Origin of the sequence: Phenylobacterium sp. (genome assembly GCF_044372605.1) — a bacterium.
Lineage (GTDB): Bacteria > Pseudomonadota > Alphaproteobacteria > Caulobacterales > Caulobacteraceae > Phenylobacterium.
In genome coordinates, this window is record NZ_JBILRO010000077.1 from 1 (window position 1) to 13,209 (window position 13,209).

The 13,209-nt window shown below is 65.0% G+C and carries 11 protein-coding genes and 1 pseudogene; 7 read left to right on the forward strand and 5 right to left on the reverse strand.

Going from position 1 to position 13,209, the window contains the following annotated elements; all coding sequences use genetic code 11:
- The 3 genes and pseudogenes from ACIQ42_RS08370 to aat form a co-directional block, all read left to right on the forward strand.
- Positions 1-238, forward strand: a 238-nt coding sequence (locus ACIQ42_RS08370) for an acetyl-CoA carboxylase biotin carboxyl carrier protein (protein ID WP_397421743.1), incomplete at its 5' end; no start/stop codon positions are given.
- A gap of 4 nt (positions 239-242) precedes the next feature.
- Positions 243-1,589, forward strand: a complete 1,347-nt coding sequence (gene accC, locus ACIQ42_RS08375) for an acetyl-CoA carboxylase biotin carboxylase subunit (RefSeq protein ID WP_397421744.1) — start codon at positions 243-245, stop codon at positions 1,587-1,589.
- A gap of 39 nt (positions 1,590-1,628) precedes the next feature.
- Positions 1,629-2,243: pseudogene (gene aat / locus ACIQ42_RS08380) on the forward strand (leucyl/phenylalanyl-tRNA--protein transferase); the annotation flags it as partial.
- Here aat and ACIQ42_RS08385 read toward each other — a convergent pair.
- Together ACIQ42_RS08385 and ACIQ42_RS08390 are read right to left on the reverse strand one after the other, a co-directional pair.
- Positions 2,216-2,917, reverse strand: coding sequence for a DUF2155 domain-containing protein (locus ACIQ42_RS08385; RefSeq protein WP_397421753.1), 702 nt, complete (start codon positions 2,915-2,917; stop codon positions 2,216-2,218). The pseudogene aat and the gene ACIQ42_RS08385 overlap by 28 nt on opposite strands.
- 80 nt (positions 2,918-2,997) lie before the next feature.
- On the reverse strand, positions 2,998-3,402 hold the full coding sequence (locus tag ACIQ42_RS08390; protein ID WP_397421745.1) for an NADH:ubiquinone oxidoreductase subunit NDUFA12: 405 nt from the start codon (positions 3,400-3,402) through the stop codon (positions 2,998-3,000).
- Between the two features lie 179 nt (positions 3,403-3,581).
- Here ACIQ42_RS08390 and ACIQ42_RS08395 point away from each other — a divergent pair, with 179 nt between their 5' ends.
- Both ACIQ42_RS08395 and ACIQ42_RS08400 read left to right on the forward strand, forming a co-directional pair.
- Positions 3,582-6,023 (forward strand): ribonucleotide reductase, encoded by a 2,442-nt coding sequence (locus ACIQ42_RS08395; RefSeq protein ID WP_397421746.1) that lies wholly within the window; start codon positions 3,582-3,584, stop codon positions 6,021-6,023.
- An 86-nt stretch (positions 6,024-6,109) separates the two neighbouring features.
- Complete coding sequence (locus ACIQ42_RS08400; RefSeq protein ID WP_397421747.1) at positions 6,110-7,027, forward strand: pentapeptide repeat-containing protein; 918 nt, start codon at positions 6,110-6,112, stop codon at positions 7,025-7,027.
- A gap of 5 nt (positions 7,028-7,032) precedes the next feature.
- Here the strand turns inward: ACIQ42_RS08400 and aspS are convergent, their stop codons facing one another.
- Both aspS and ACIQ42_RS08410 read right to left on the reverse strand, forming a co-directional pair.
- Complete coding sequence (gene aspS / locus ACIQ42_RS08405) at positions 7,033-8,811, reverse strand: aspartate--tRNA ligase (protein WP_397421748.1); 1,779 nt, start codon at positions 8,809-8,811, stop codon at positions 7,033-7,035.
- A 112-nt stretch (positions 8,812-8,923) separates the two neighbouring features.
- A complete protein-coding gene (locus tag ACIQ42_RS08410) occupies positions 8,924-10,279 on the reverse strand; it encodes a serine hydrolase domain-containing protein (RefSeq protein ID WP_397421749.1) in 1,356 nt (451 codons plus the stop codon).
- A gap of 107 nt (positions 10,280-10,386) precedes the next feature.
- Here ACIQ42_RS08410 and ACIQ42_RS08415 point away from each other — a divergent pair, with 107 nt between their 5' ends.
- Positions 10,387-10,878 (forward strand): NAD(P)H-dependent oxidoreductase, encoded by a 492-nt coding sequence (locus ACIQ42_RS08415; protein ID WP_397421750.1) that lies wholly within the window; start codon positions 10,387-10,389, stop codon positions 10,876-10,878.
- Between the two features lie 128 nt (positions 10,879-11,006).
- Positions 11,007-11,810 (forward strand): glutathione S-transferase family protein, encoded by an 804-nt coding sequence (locus tag ACIQ42_RS08420; protein WP_397421751.1) that lies wholly within the window; start codon positions 11,007-11,009, stop codon positions 11,808-11,810.
- 6 nt (positions 11,811-11,816) lie between these two features.
- Here ACIQ42_RS08420 and ACIQ42_RS08425 read toward each other — a convergent pair whose 3' ends face one another.
- The gene (locus ACIQ42_RS08425) at positions 11,817-13,052 is read right to left on the reverse strand and encodes a cytochrome P450 (RefSeq protein WP_397421752.1); all 1,236 of its coding nucleotides are present in this window, start codon (positions 13,050-13,052) and stop codon (positions 11,817-11,819) included.
- Between the last annotated feature and the right edge of the window lie 157 nt (positions 13,053-13,209).

Consider the following 13,209-nt stretch of genomic DNA (forward strand, 5'->3'; position numbering starts at 1 on the left):
GAAGGGTGACCCCGTCAAGTCTCCTATGGTGGGCACTGTCTATCTGCAGCCAAACCCGGGCTCTCCGTCCTTCGTGAAGGTTGGCGACACCGTGGAAGCCGGCCAGACCCTGTTCATCATCGAGGCGATGAAGACCATGAATCCCGTGCCCGCACCCCGGGCCGGCAAGATCGTGCAGGTGCTGATCGACGACGCCCAGCCGGTGGAATTCGGTGAACCGCTCGCGATCATCGAATAGCGCCATGTTTGACAAGATCCTCATCGCCAATCGGGGCGAGATCGCCTTGCGTGTCCATAGGGCCTGCAAGGAAATGGGCATCGCCACGGTGGCCGTGCATTCCGAAGCTGACGACAGCGCCATGTGGGTGAGGCTGGCCGACGAGAGCGTGTGCATTGGCCCGGCCCCCGCGTCCAAAAGCTACCTGCATATCCCGGCGATCATCGCGGCCTGCGAAATCACCGGCGCCCAGGCTGTGCATCCGGGATATGGGTTTCTGTCCGAGAACGCCCGCTTCGCCGAGATCGTGAACGCCCACGGCTTCACCTTCATCGGCCCCAAGCCGGAGCATATCCGGATGATGGGTGACAAGATCACCGCCAAACAGGCCGTCAAGGCCGTGGGAATTCCCGTGGTTCCCGGCTCGGATGGCGCCGTCACGACCGAGGAGGAGGCGCTTGCTGCCGCCAAAGAAATCGGCTTTCCCGTCCTGATCAAGGCCGCTGCCGGCGGCGGCGGGCGTGGGATGAAGGTGGCCAAATCGGAGGAGGATCTGGTCGAGGCCGTCCAGACCGCGCGATCCGAGGCCAAGGCCGCCTTTGGTGACGACGCGGTCTATATGGAGCGCTACCTCCAGACGCCACGCCACATCGAACTGCAGGTGATCGCCGACAGTTTCGGCAACGTCTGCCACCTAGGCGAGCGCGACTGCTCGCTGCAGCGCCGCCACCAGAAGGTGCTGGAAGAAGCGCCCTCCCCGGCCCTCGACGCCGCCGCCCGCGCGAAGATCGGCAAGGTCGTGGTCGATGCAGTCAAGGCGATCGGCTACCTGGGCGTCGGCACCATCGAGTTCCTGTACGAGGATGGCGAGTTCTTCTTCATCGAGATGAACACCCGCCTGCAGGTGGAACACCCGGTCACCGAGGCCATCACCGGCATCGACCTGGTGCGGGAGCAGATCCGCATTGCCGCCGGCCTGCCGTTGTCCTTCAAGCAATCGGACATCGTCTTCGAAGGCCACGCCATCGAGTGCCGGATCAACGCCGAAAACCCGAAGACATTCGCCCCCTCGCCAGGTCTTGTCACCGACTACCACGCCCCGGGCGGTCTCGGCGTTCGCATGGATAGTGCGCTCTATGCCGGCTACTCGATCCCGCCGTTCTACGACAGCCTGATCGGCAAGCTGATCGTCCACGGACGCGACCGGGAGGAATGCATCGCGCGCCTCAATCGCTGCCTGGGCGAGATCGTGGTGGGCGGCATCGACACCAACATCACCCTGTTTCAGGAACTCCTGAATCAGCCCGACATTCTGAGCGGCGACTACAACATCCACTGGCTGGAGCGCTGGATGGCGGCCAACGCCGGCTGAGTGGTTTCCAGCCCCGGTGATGGCGCGTAGACCACGCTCATGCCGCCCTTCGACGTTCATGATCTGCTCGACTGCTACGCGCGCGGCGTCTTTCCGATGGCGGACGCGCGCGAAGACCCCGGCGTCTTCCTCGTAGACCCGGAGCGCCGCGGTGTAATCCCGCTGAATGCGTTCCATGTCTCACGCCGTCTCGCACGAACCGTGCGCGCCGAGCCCTTTGTCGTCCGCCTCAACACCGCCTTCCATGATGTCGTGCTGGCGTGCGCGGCCTCCGGCCCGGGGCGCACCCAGACCTGGATCAACCGGCCGATCGAGCGCCTGTATCTTGAACTGCATGCGCTGGGTCACGCCCATAGCGTGGAGTGCTGGCAGGGCGGCGAACTGGTAGGCGGTCTCTACGGCGTATCCCTGGGCGGCGCGTTCTTCGGGGAGAGCATGTTCTCTCGCCGCCGCGACGCCTCAAAGGTCGCGTTGGTGCATCTGGTCGGCCACCTGATCTCCCGGGGCTTTCGCCTCCTGGACACCCAGTTCCTCACCGACCATCTCGCCAGTTTCGGCGCCCGGGAGATCGACCGCGCCGACTATCGTCAGCGCCTGGCCGAGGCTCTCGGGGGCAAGGCGGATTTCTACGGCGTGGGAGGTGACGGCTCCGGCGCCGTTGTCACGGGATCCGGCGCAGCGGTCGGCGCCGGAGAAATGGCCGGGGCGGTCACAACAGACGGAGCAGCCAGGGTCGTTGCGGGAGCCCGGGAGGCTGGCGGGCGGACGGCCGTGGAAGCCACCGGAATGGGCGGCGCATTTGTCCTGCAACTGATCGCCCAGGCGTCATAAGAGGCGTGCTGCAACGGGTTAAGGCCCGGAGACGCGGCAAACATCCAGCCCTTGAAGGCTTCACGCGAGGGCGGGCTTGGCCGTCCCGGCTGGGGCCGCGGCTGCGAGTCTATCTTCAGATACACGATCGAATCGGCGATCGGCTCATTTGGCGCCGACCGTTCGCAGGCGCTGACGGTGAAGATGAGGCCCTTCCAACGTACCGGCTGACCGACCCGTGCTTCGAACCGCAGTGTTTCGGCCGTCACCTTGTCCAGCGCCTGCAACACCGCGATGTTGTAGCGCTCGCGCCGGACGATGGTTTCTACCGGCTTCTCAGCCACCCGGGCTTTGGGCGGCAGGGCCGGCGCAACCTCCTGTTCGGTCAGCGGCGTCGCCGCGTCTGTGGACGGCGTGGTGACAGTGGCAGGCGGCGCTTCTTCAGAGGCCGGCGCGGTGGGTGCCGGTGGCGCGGGTGGCGTCTGGGCCACTGGGGGCGCCGGCTGGGCCGAAACCATGGTCGCGAGCGCCGCCCCGGCCAAAAGGCCAAGGCCAAGTCGGCGCGCGGGCCCTGATCTCGTGTATCGGGAGGTCACAGCTAGTCCGGCTTCCAGGCCTCGTAGTCGCCCGTCGCCCGTTGGCGCTCCCCACCCCGGGAGATAGCCCCCAGAGGCTTACGGGCGTGGATCGTTCCGGTCAGATTGGGCAGATGCGCCTTTTCCCAGGACTTGACCACGAAGGGCTCGATCGTCGGCGGCTCGTCAAAGGTGTATCGCAGCCAGCCGTGCCAGTCCGGCGTCACCTTGGACGCGTCGGCATACCCCTTGTAGACCACCCACCGGCGCTTGCGCCCGCGATCGTAGCTATCGTGGGTGTCGCGGGCCTCATAGTACCGGTTTCCCAACTCATCCTGGCCGACAAACCGGCCGCGTTTGGCAATGGTGAAATAGATGCCGGTGGTCGCACCGTTCCACCAGGTAAAAATCGTCTTCAGGACGGACAAGGTCAGGGCTCTTCGGGGCTGGGTTCGGCGGGACTATAGGGGCGAGTTCCCGGACCGTCCAGCACTGCGGGTTCAACGGTTTTTCTCCAATATGTTGGGGATGACAGCCGCAGCAGCTACAACATCTGTTGCCGGACTATCCCGGAGCCGCCTAGGCTGAACCCCTCACGGAGTCGGCCATGAGCAGCGAACCACCAGCCGCGGGAATCGAGGGGCGAACCCTGGAGCTTCGCGATCGCGTCGTGCAGGTCGAGGCGCCCGCGCACTTCACCAACGCCAGAACCGAAGCGTGGATCGACTGGGCCGGTGGCCGGACAGATCTTGCGACGGCCATCCAGGAACGGGCCTATGATTTGGCGGGCAAGGCGCAGGCCAAGGGTCTGACCGGAGACCTCCGGGCGCGCACCCGTTTCCGCGACGCGCTGAGCGAAGCTATGACCCTTGGGACTGTCGCACTGGCCCCGCCCGCCCCTGCTCTTAAGATCCTTGATCCGGGCGACGAGCCACTTGAACGCATGGAGGCCGTACACCGGGGTCGCGAGGCGGCCCGCGCGTCGGCGCGCCTGATGCGCGAACGGCTGGAGGCGGTGATGCTGGCGGTCCTGCGTTGTGACGGCGACCCGGAAGCCTGCGCTGACATTTCGCGCAATACCAGCCTGGCCCGCGCCTCGGAGGCCGCCCGCGCGATTGGCGCCGAGGATGCGACAATCCTCGAGGCCATCGCCCTCGCAAGAACCGGCGTCAGCGACTGGCCGTGCGCCGCACCGTCCGCCGCGCCGTTGGCTCCGGTCGTAACGGCCTCTCCTGTTTCGCCGGTGCTGGCACGGGCGGCCTGGACCACAGGTCGCGTGATCGCCGCCACAAACGCCCGGGACGCTGCCGCCATAGCGGAAGCAGCAGGGTTCCCCACGGCCGGACTCGAGCTCATGAGCTTCTGGCGTGACCAGGCGTTCGACGAGGTCGGGTTCTCGGCGCACGTCAAACTCGCCGTAACGGCGCTGGCGGCTGAAACCGATGGCCCCCTTCTGCTGGCCCTGGCGGGTCTGGCCGACTGGCTGGTGGCGCAAGGGTTTGATTACGACAGCCCCCAGGCGCGCGACGCCGCCCGCAATCTCTTCCTGCAGGCCCGGGCGGCCACCGAGGACCTTGCCCTGGACATTCGCCTGGGTCTGGTCAGCGCTCCGGAACTGGCGCTGAGGCTCGGCGCACGACTGGACGCCGCACCCTGGTCCGGCCCGGTGACATTGGCCGAAACGGCGGATGGCGAGTTGGTCAGGGTCCTGTCCGAAGCGGCTATTCTGGGCTTTTGCGCTCTGGACGTCGATCTTGACGCGGCGCGGATTGCCTTGCTGGGCCGCAGAAGTCTCGACGATACACCCGGGGTCAACGCACAATCGCTGGCGGCGCGAGGCTTTTCAGCCCTCGAGATCGAGGCCGCACAGGCAGAACTCCCGTTCGTCTCGCGACTCTCGCAGGCCTTCGCACCGCCAATAGTCGGGGAAGGCTTCCTGCGCGATGTCATGGGCGCGTCCCCCGATCAACTCGCCGATCCACTGCTGGATGTGCTGGCGCTATCCGGCTTCTCTCCTGAGGAAATCCTGACCGCAGAAGCCTGCATTCTGGGGGACGACTCCTTAAAGGGTCTCGCTGTGCTCGGCGCGGATGTGCAGCGCGTGGTCCGCGCCGGCGCGGCCATCGAACCGCGCGCTCATGCCGAGCTTCTGCGCGCGCTCGCGCCGGTCCTCGATGTGCCGCCAGTCCTCGAAGTCGAATTGCCCTGGGAGGCCAGTGTCGCTGACGTGGCCGCCGCATTCGTCGGTCACGGCGTTGCAACACGGGTCACGCGCGCGTTGCCGCCCGCATCTCTCAACCTCGACATCCCCTCAGTGCCCGATCTACCCGTCCGGGCGCCTCTCGTTGAGGCTGAGCCCCGGATCGTGGAGCGGATCATCGAACGGGATCGCACCCGCCGAAAACTTCCGGATCGCCGCAAGGGCTACATCCAGAAGGCCTCGGTAGGCGGTCACAAGGTCTATCTCCATACCGGTGAATATGACGACGGCGAGCTCGGTGAAATCTTCATCGACATGCACAAGGAGGGTGCGGCCTTCCGGTCCTTGATGAACAACTTCGCCGTCTCGATCTCGATCGGCCTGCAGCACGGCGTGCCGTTGGACGAATTTGTGGACGCCTTTGTCTTCACCCGGTTCGAGCCCGCAGGCCCGGTCACCGGCAACGATACGGTGAAGTCAGCGACCTCGATCCTGGACTATATCTTCCGGGAACTCGGGATCAGCTATCTGGGACGCGACGAACTGGGCAATGCTGATCCCGGTGAGCTGAACGCCGACGGCCTTGGGCATGGCAAGGCCGATGGGGTTGCGGCGGAGGAGCCCCAGCCAGCGTCCCGCTACATTTCCAAGGGGTTTGCGCGCGGTACTGCGCCTGACAACCTGGTCTTCCTGCCCGGTGCGGGCCGTGGCGGTGGTCCCTTCGGTCTGCGGGAGGCAGAGGTTTGCGCCGCCTGTGGCGACACGGCCGTCGTGCGCAAGGGCCAGGCCATGATCTGCGATACTTGTGGGACCCGATCAGGTCGGGTGCCGGAAGGCCAGGCAGGCTAACCCACCGGAAGTTACCACGAATTAAGTGGCGTCCACCGCAAGCGGCAGGCACAGGTGACCCTGGGAGTTCCCGGACAATCCTCAGAATGCAGCTCGCCACACCCTTCACTGTTATCGCCGTAAGCGTTTTGGTCGCCCTGATTTCGGATGGCGCGGCCTCGGCGCGCGATCGCGAAGTGGCGCGCCAGACCTCCTTCGGCGGCTCCTGCATAAGTTGCGAGCTAGCCGGTCGTAACCTGTCGGGTGCCCGGATCGCCGGCGCCAACTTCTCCGGTGCGGACCTCACAGGCGCCAACCTGCGTGGAGCCCGGCTGCACGCCTCCAACTTTACCGGCGCAGACCTCACCAAGGCCGATCTCAGCGACGCCGCCATGAGCGGGGCCAACTTTACGGGCGCCAACCTTACCGGTGCGAAGTTGCGTTCCACCGAAGTGATGGGCGTTTCCTTCACCGGCGCCACGCTCTCGATGGCTGATCTGTCCGAAGCCGAGACCTCCGGTGCGGCTTTCCGGAAATCCGTCATGATCGATGCAGATCTGCGGTCCGCCACCCTGAAGGGCGCCAACTTCGAGCAGGCGGATCTCTCCAGCGCCGACCTTAGCGATGCAAAGGCGTCAGGCGCCAACTTTTCGCGGGCTCGCCTGACCGGCGCCAACTTCCAGTCCGCAGGCCTCCGCGGCGCCAGTTTCGTGCGCGTCGAGGCCAGCGGCGTCAGCTTCCGCGACGCACAGATGAATGGCGCGAGCCTGTCCTTCGGCGAATTCGCCAGCGCTTCGTTCCGGTCCGCAGACCTGACCGGAGCCAACCTTTCGAACGCGCGATTCTATCGCGCCGACTTTCGCGGCGCCGATCTCTCCAGGGCGGGCCTGACCGGCGCTGATCTATCCAACGCCACCGGCCTCACCCAGAGCCAGATCGATGACGCCTGCGCCGGTCCCGCCACACGGCTGCCGCGCGGTCTGGTCGGGCGGACTTGTACAGGTTTTCGCTACTCGTCGCGCTGACCTGGTCAGACCTTGATCGGCGGCGCCAGCCGGATATGCAATTCTTTCAGCTGCTTCTCGGCGACTTCTGATGGCGCATTCATCATCAGGTCCTGGCCCTGCTGGTTGAGCGGGAAGGCGATGACCTCGCGGATCGCCGTCTCGCCGGCCAGCAGCATCACGATCCGGTCAATGCCGGGCGCAAGGCCCCCGTGCGGCGGCGCGCCGTGGCGGAACGCGTTCAGCATGCCGCCGAATTGCTCTTCCACAACGCTCTCGTTGTAGCCCGCGATCTCGAACGCCCGGACCATGATCTCCGGCAGATGGTTCCGCACCGCGCCGGAGCACAGCTCATAGCCATTGCACACGATGTCATACTGATAGGCCAGTATATCCAGCGGATCCCGGGTGTTCAGCGCCTCGAGTTCGCCCTGCGGCATCGAGAAGGGATTATGAGAAAAATCAACGTGGTTGCTTTCTTCGTTCATCTCGAACATCGGGAAATCGACGATCCAGACAAACTCGAAGCGATCCTCGTCCACCAGCTTGAGGTCGGTCCCGACCTTGGTGCGGGCCGCGCCGGCAAACTTCACAAAGGTCTTGGGATCGCCGGCCACAAAGAAGGCGGCGTCGCCCTGCCCCATACCGATCTGGGTCATGACCGCATCGGTCTTTTCGGGGCCGAGGTTCTTGGCGATCGGGCCACCCCAGCCGCCCTGATCCTCACTCCAGAAGATGTAGCCCAGGCCCGGCTGCCCCTCGCCCTGGGCCCAGCTGTTCATCCGGTCGCAGAAGGCCCGGCTTCCGCCCTTCGGCGCCGGGATCGCCCAGACGGCGTTCTTCTTGTCTTCCAGGATGCGCGCAAACAGGCCAAATCCACCGCCCCGGAACGGGTCGGAGACATCCTGCATGATGATCGGGTTCCGCAAATCCGGCTTGTCCGTGCCGTACATGCTCATGCAGGCCCGGTAGGGTATGCGCGGGAACGGATAGGGCGTCACCGGCTTGCCGTTCGCAAACTCTTCGAACACGCCGTGCATCACCGGCTCGATCGCGGCGAACACGTCCTCTTGCGTTACAAAGCTCATCTCGACGTCGAGCTGGTAGAATTCCAGGCTGCGATCGGCCCTGAGGTCCTCGTCGCGGAAGCAGGGCGCGATCTGGAAGTAGCGGTCGAAGCCGGAGACCATCAACAGCTGCTTGAACTGCTGGGGCGCCTGCGGCAGCGCGTAGAACTTCGACGGGTGCAGGCGCGACGGCACCAGGAAGTCCCGCGCGCCTTCCGGCGAAGACGCCGTCAGGATCGGGGTCTGGTACTCCAGAAACCCCTGCCCGATCATCCGGTTGCGGATCGAGTGTATCACCTTGGACCGCAGCACAATGTTCCGGTGCAGCGTTTCGCGGCGCAGATCCAGGTGACGGTTCTTCAGCCGGATTTCCTCCGGATAGTCCGGCTCGCCGAACACCGGCAACGGAAGTTCGGAGGCCTCGGACAGCACCGTAATCTCGCGTACCCGGATCTCGACCTCGCCGGTGGGCAGGTTGGCGTTCTTCGTCTCCGACGAGCGCGCCACCACATCGCCATCCACCCGGATCACACTTTCAGCGCGCAGCCGCTCCATGACATTGAAGCCGGGCGTCTCCGGGCTGATCACCAGCTGTGTCAGGCCATAGTGATCGCGCAGATCGACGAACATCAGTCCGCCGTGATCGCGCTTGCGATGGATCCAGCCCGAGAGACGGACCGTCTTGCCGGTGTCATCGGCGCGCAGCGCGCCGCAGGTATGAGAGCGATAAGCGTGCATTTTCCGGGGGAAATCAGCTGTTTTAGGAGGCGCGGAAGGGCGCACGCGGGGCCCGGAAAGTCAAGGCGCGGTGACGCCTTCCCTCCCTGGCGCAAGGGAGGGAAGGCGACTGCTACTTCTCCGGATGCAACAGGGCCTGATAGGTCAGGGCCCTGGCCATTCCGCCAAGGTCATCGCCGCCGGTCCCGCCCATCCGCTGGATCATTCCGACGAAGATCAGGTCATTGCTCGGATCCACCCAGAACCAGGTGCCCGCCGCACCGCCCCAGCTCAGCGTGCCATTGCCCTGGTTAGTGCCGGCCGCCCGGGCGTCCTTGACGATCATGAAGTCGAGGCCGAAACCCACTGCCTCGTTGAACCACGAGCCGGCGGTCCCGTTGGAGTTCACCAACACGTCCTTGGGAATCACATTCGTTCCCATCAGCTCTACCGACGAGGGCGCCAGGATCCGCGCGCCGTCCAGTTCACCCTTATTCGCGATCATCTGGGCGAAACGGGCGTAGTCCATCGTGGTGCCGACCAGACCGCCGCCGCCGGATTCCATGGCCGGCGGCTGCAGGTAGCTCGGCATGCTGTTGCCAAAGACCGTCCGAGCCGGCTCAATCTTTCCTGTTTCACGGTTGCCGACATAGACCTCGGCAAGGCGACTGGCTTTCGCCGCCGGCACGTAGAAGGCAGTGTCGACCATCTTCAAGGGCTTGAAGATACGGCTCTCCATAAAGGCACCCAGGGTTTGGCCGCTCAGCTTCTCGACGATGTAACCCTGGATATCCACCGAGGACGAGTAGCGCCACGATGTACCCGGCTGATAGATCAGCGGGATAGTTGCCGTACGATCAATCATCTCCTTGAGACCCGAGGATCCCAGAACCCGTACCTCCCGGTACATCTTGTCGACCGGATGCTCGTCCTGCAGGCCATAGCCGAACCCAGCGGTGTGGCTCATAATCTCGCGCATGGTCGGCGGACGCTTCATGTCCTCGAGAACCATGGTCCCGTCGGGATTGACCGTCTTGACCACCTTCAGCGTCTTGAACTCGGGAATGTAACGGGTGACCGGGTCGTCGAGCCGCCACTTGCCTTCCTCGAACAGGATCATGAGGGCCACGCCCGTAATCGGCTTGGTCATCGAGTAGATCCGGAAGATCGCATCCCTGGTCATCGGCTGACCGGTTTCGAGGCTCATCTTGCCGTAGGTCTTGAAGGATACGACCTTGCCATGGCGCGCCAGGAGTGTGGTTGCGCCAGCCACCCGGCCGCCGGAGACAGCGTCCGCCATGTAGGCGTCCAATCGCGCCAGCCGGGCGCTGTCGAAGCCCAACGACTCGGGGCTGGCCGCCTGCGAAAGCGCGCCGGCCGGGGAAGCCGCAGCGACCTTCTTCGCCGTCTGGGCGTAGCCGACCGACATCGGCACCAGCGCCAGTGATACGGCGGTGAGCGCCGTTGCGAAGCGTTTTTGCAGATCCATGGTTCAGTCCCCTCCCGAACGATTGTTGCGACAAGCTTAGGCGTCGGACGGGTTGGCGCAAGCTGATGTAGGTTTCAGCTTTGCAACCCGTCGCTAAACTGGCGAATATGAAACGCATCCTGATCATCTGGCATTCGCGAACCGGAACGGCCCGGGCCATGGCCGAGGCCGCGGCCGAAGGCGCGCGTCAGGAGCCGGATATCGAGGTGCGCCTTGTCACCTCGGAGGCGGCGACGTCCGCCGACCTACTGGCGGCCCAGGCCTATCTCTTCGCCGGGCCTGAGAACCTGGCCGCCCTCTCCGGTGAGATGAAGGCCATGTTTGATCGCACCTACTACGACGTTCTCGATCATCTAAACGCCCGCCCCTACGGTCACCTGATCGCAGCCGGTAGCGACGGAACCGGGGCTGCGCGCCAATTGGCCCGGATCGTCATGGGATGGCGGCTCAAGCCGATAGCCGAGCCCGTCATTCACTGCACACATGCCCAGACAGCCGAGGCCATCATGGCGTCAAAGCATATGACTTCGAAGTCACTGAAACCCTGCCACGACCTTGGCGCGGCCATGGCGGCGGGGTTGGCCCTCGGAATTTTCTAGGGTCCAATCCCGGCCGCAAGGTTTCGACCACCGCTGGTTTTTGCTGTGGCTCAGCTTAAGGTCGCCGCGGCCCTGGACAGAGCCGGCCAGCCACCTGGGTCCGCAAACAGAAACCTCGAGGAAACGCCATGCAAAACCCCATCGCCCGCCGCTCGCTGGCCCTGCTCGCGGGCCTGGCCCTTGCGCCCGCCGCCTTCGCAGCACCTGGGCGCAAACCGAAGGGTCCGGCGCTCCCGATGCCGGACTTCACCATCTATCACCTCGAAGGACGCCGCTCGGAACGGGTCGTCTGGCTGATGGAAGAACTGGAGATGCCCTACAAGCTGGTGTTCACACGCGGCAATCTGGGCGCCTCCATGGCCGCAATCCGCGCGCTCAGCCCTGTGGTGCCGATGGCGCCGACCGTGCGTTATGGCGATCAGATCCTGGTCGAAAGCGGCGCCATCATCGAGATGGTGCTGAACCGTCACGCCGGGGGCCGGCTGCAGCCTGCGCTGGAAAGCCGTGACTACCCCAACCATCTGATGTGGATGCACTACGCCGAGGGGTCTCTGGCCGCACGGCTGTTTTCGGACTACCGCGCCTGGCGCACCAACCCGCCGACCACCCGATCCCCAGCAGTCGACTCCGAGGCGGTGATGCAGTTCGCCGAGGACTTCCTGCGCGCCAATCCCTGGTTCGGCGGCGCGGAATTCTCGGGCGCAGACATCATGATGATGTTCCCGCTGAACGTCGGTACTGCGCTCAACATCGTGGACGGTGCCCTGTTCCCGAAAATTGCGGCCTGGAAGGCAAAGATCGAGGCGCGACCCGCCTACAAGCGCATGCTGGCCAAGGCGCGTCCCGACGGCATGATTGGCAATCTACCTGTCCTGCCAAAGCACGCACCCTCAGGCCCGCGCACGCCGCCGGCGCCGCGTCCGGCGACCTGACCGGCCCTATCCGCCGACGACGTCCAGTCTCTGAAGGCCTCTGAAAAACGGAAGCGTGCGCCACTCCGGCGCAGCTTCCGGATAGGCCAGGCGCAAATTCGGGAACCGATCGAACAGCCGCACCAGCGCCACCTGGGCCTCGAGCCGGGCCAAGGGCGCACCGATACAGATGTGCGCGCCGCCGCCGAACGACATGTGCGAACGGTGCTTGCGGCTGACGTCGAACCGCTCCGGGTCGGGCCAGGCCTCGGCGTCACGATTGGCCGAACGCAGCAGCACACTGATCGCCTGTCCCGGTTTCATCGGACAGCCCCCCACCTCCATCTCGCGCGATGCCAGTCGACCGGTGATCTCCACCGGCGGCTCGTAGCGGAGGATCTCCTCGACGACCGCGTTTACGGCCTTCGGATCGGCCCGGAGCTTCGCCAGTTCCTCCGGATGCTTCAGGAGCAATCGCACGCCGTTGCCGATCAGGTCGGTCGTCGTGAGGTTGCCGGCCACCAACAGGGCCGACAGGTTGATCCGCAGTTCCGCCTCCGACAGATCAGCGCCCGCCGCCTGAAGCTGGACCATATCGGTGATCAGATCATCTCGCGGTTCAAGCCGACGGGCCGCCAGCGTCTCGGTGAAGTATGCTTCCAGGCCAACAGCTGCCACCTCCATCGCCGTCGTCTGCTCTGGCGTGCGAAATGGATTCAGGCTCTGGATGATCCCCTCGGACCAGTGGCGGAACTCCACGAGGCGCTCCGGGTCCACGCCCAGGATAGCGGCGATGACGTCGATGGGGATCGGCACGCAGAACTGATCCATCAGATCAAAGGGCGCATCGCTCGGCAGGCGATCCAGCGCCGCATCAACCAAAGCCTCGACCTGCGGACGGCACCGGGCGACCCGAGCGTAAAGCGCCTGGGCCAGGGGTTGCCGCACGCGGGCATGATCCGGGTCGTCGAGCAACAGGATGCTGGTGGTGGAGGTTCGAGGCAGATTGCGGTCGACCCCGGCGATCTGGCGTTGCTGAAGGATGGCCCCCTCTTCCGCCCTGAAAGGATCGCGCCACATCTCCCGGTCATTGACCACGCCGCGCACGTCGGCATAGCGACTTAGCACAAGACTGCCGGAAGAAGGGTCACGGTGCGCGGGGCAGCGCTCGCGAAGATCATCCAGCAACACCTGCGGATCGTCCCGGTAGGCCGGGTTGAGCGACGTCAGTTCGAACAGCGAAGGCAAGGGCCGGTCGGTCATGGGGCGATCCGTCAGCTACGTTGCAGGTGTTCAGCCAGTGCTTCATAGGCTGGCAGCGACACCCGATCCAGCGGACCATTTCCGTTGGCCGCTGTCGGATGAGACGCGTAGCGAGCGATCACCATTTCGGCGCCCGGGGCAACATAGCAGGCCTGTC

Excerpts from the sequence above, each read along its gene's own strand:
- ACIQ42_RS08420 (WP_397421751.1), top strand. The coding sequence starts at position 11,007 with ATGCAAAACCCCATCGCCCGCCGCTCGCTGGCCCTGCTCGCGGGCCTG.
- ACIQ42_RS08400 (WP_397421747.1), top strand. The coding sequence starts at position 6,110 with ATGCAGCTCGCCACACCCTTCACTGTTATCGCCGTAAGCGTTTTGGTC.
- ACIQ42_RS08415 (WP_397421750.1), top strand. The coding sequence starts at position 10,387 with ATGAAACGCATCCTGATCATCTGGCATTCGCGAACCGGAACGGCCCGG.
- ACIQ42_RS08395 (WP_397421746.1), top strand. The coding sequence starts at position 3,582 with ATGAGCAGCGAACCACCAGCCGCGGGAATCGAGGGGCGAACCCTGGAG.
- ACIQ42_RS08410 (WP_397421749.1), bottom strand. The coding sequence starts at position 10,279 with ATGGATCTGCAAAAACGCTTCGCAACGGCGCTCACCGCCGTATCACTG.
- ACIQ42_RS08385 (WP_397421753.1), bottom strand. The coding sequence starts at position 2,917 with ATGGTTTCGGCCCAGCCGGCGCCCCCAGTGGCCCAGACGCCACCCGCG.
- accC (WP_397421744.1), top strand. The coding sequence starts at position 243 with ATGTTTGACAAGATCCTCATCGCCAATCGGGGCGAGATCGCCTTGCGT.
- aspS (WP_397421748.1), bottom strand. The coding sequence starts at position 8,811 with ATGCACGCTTATCGCTCTCATACCTGCGGCGCGCTGCGCGCCGATGAC.
- ACIQ42_RS08425 (WP_397421752.1), bottom strand. The coding sequence starts at position 13,052 with ATGACCGACCGGCCCTTGCCTTCGCTGTTCGAACTGACGTCGCTCAAC.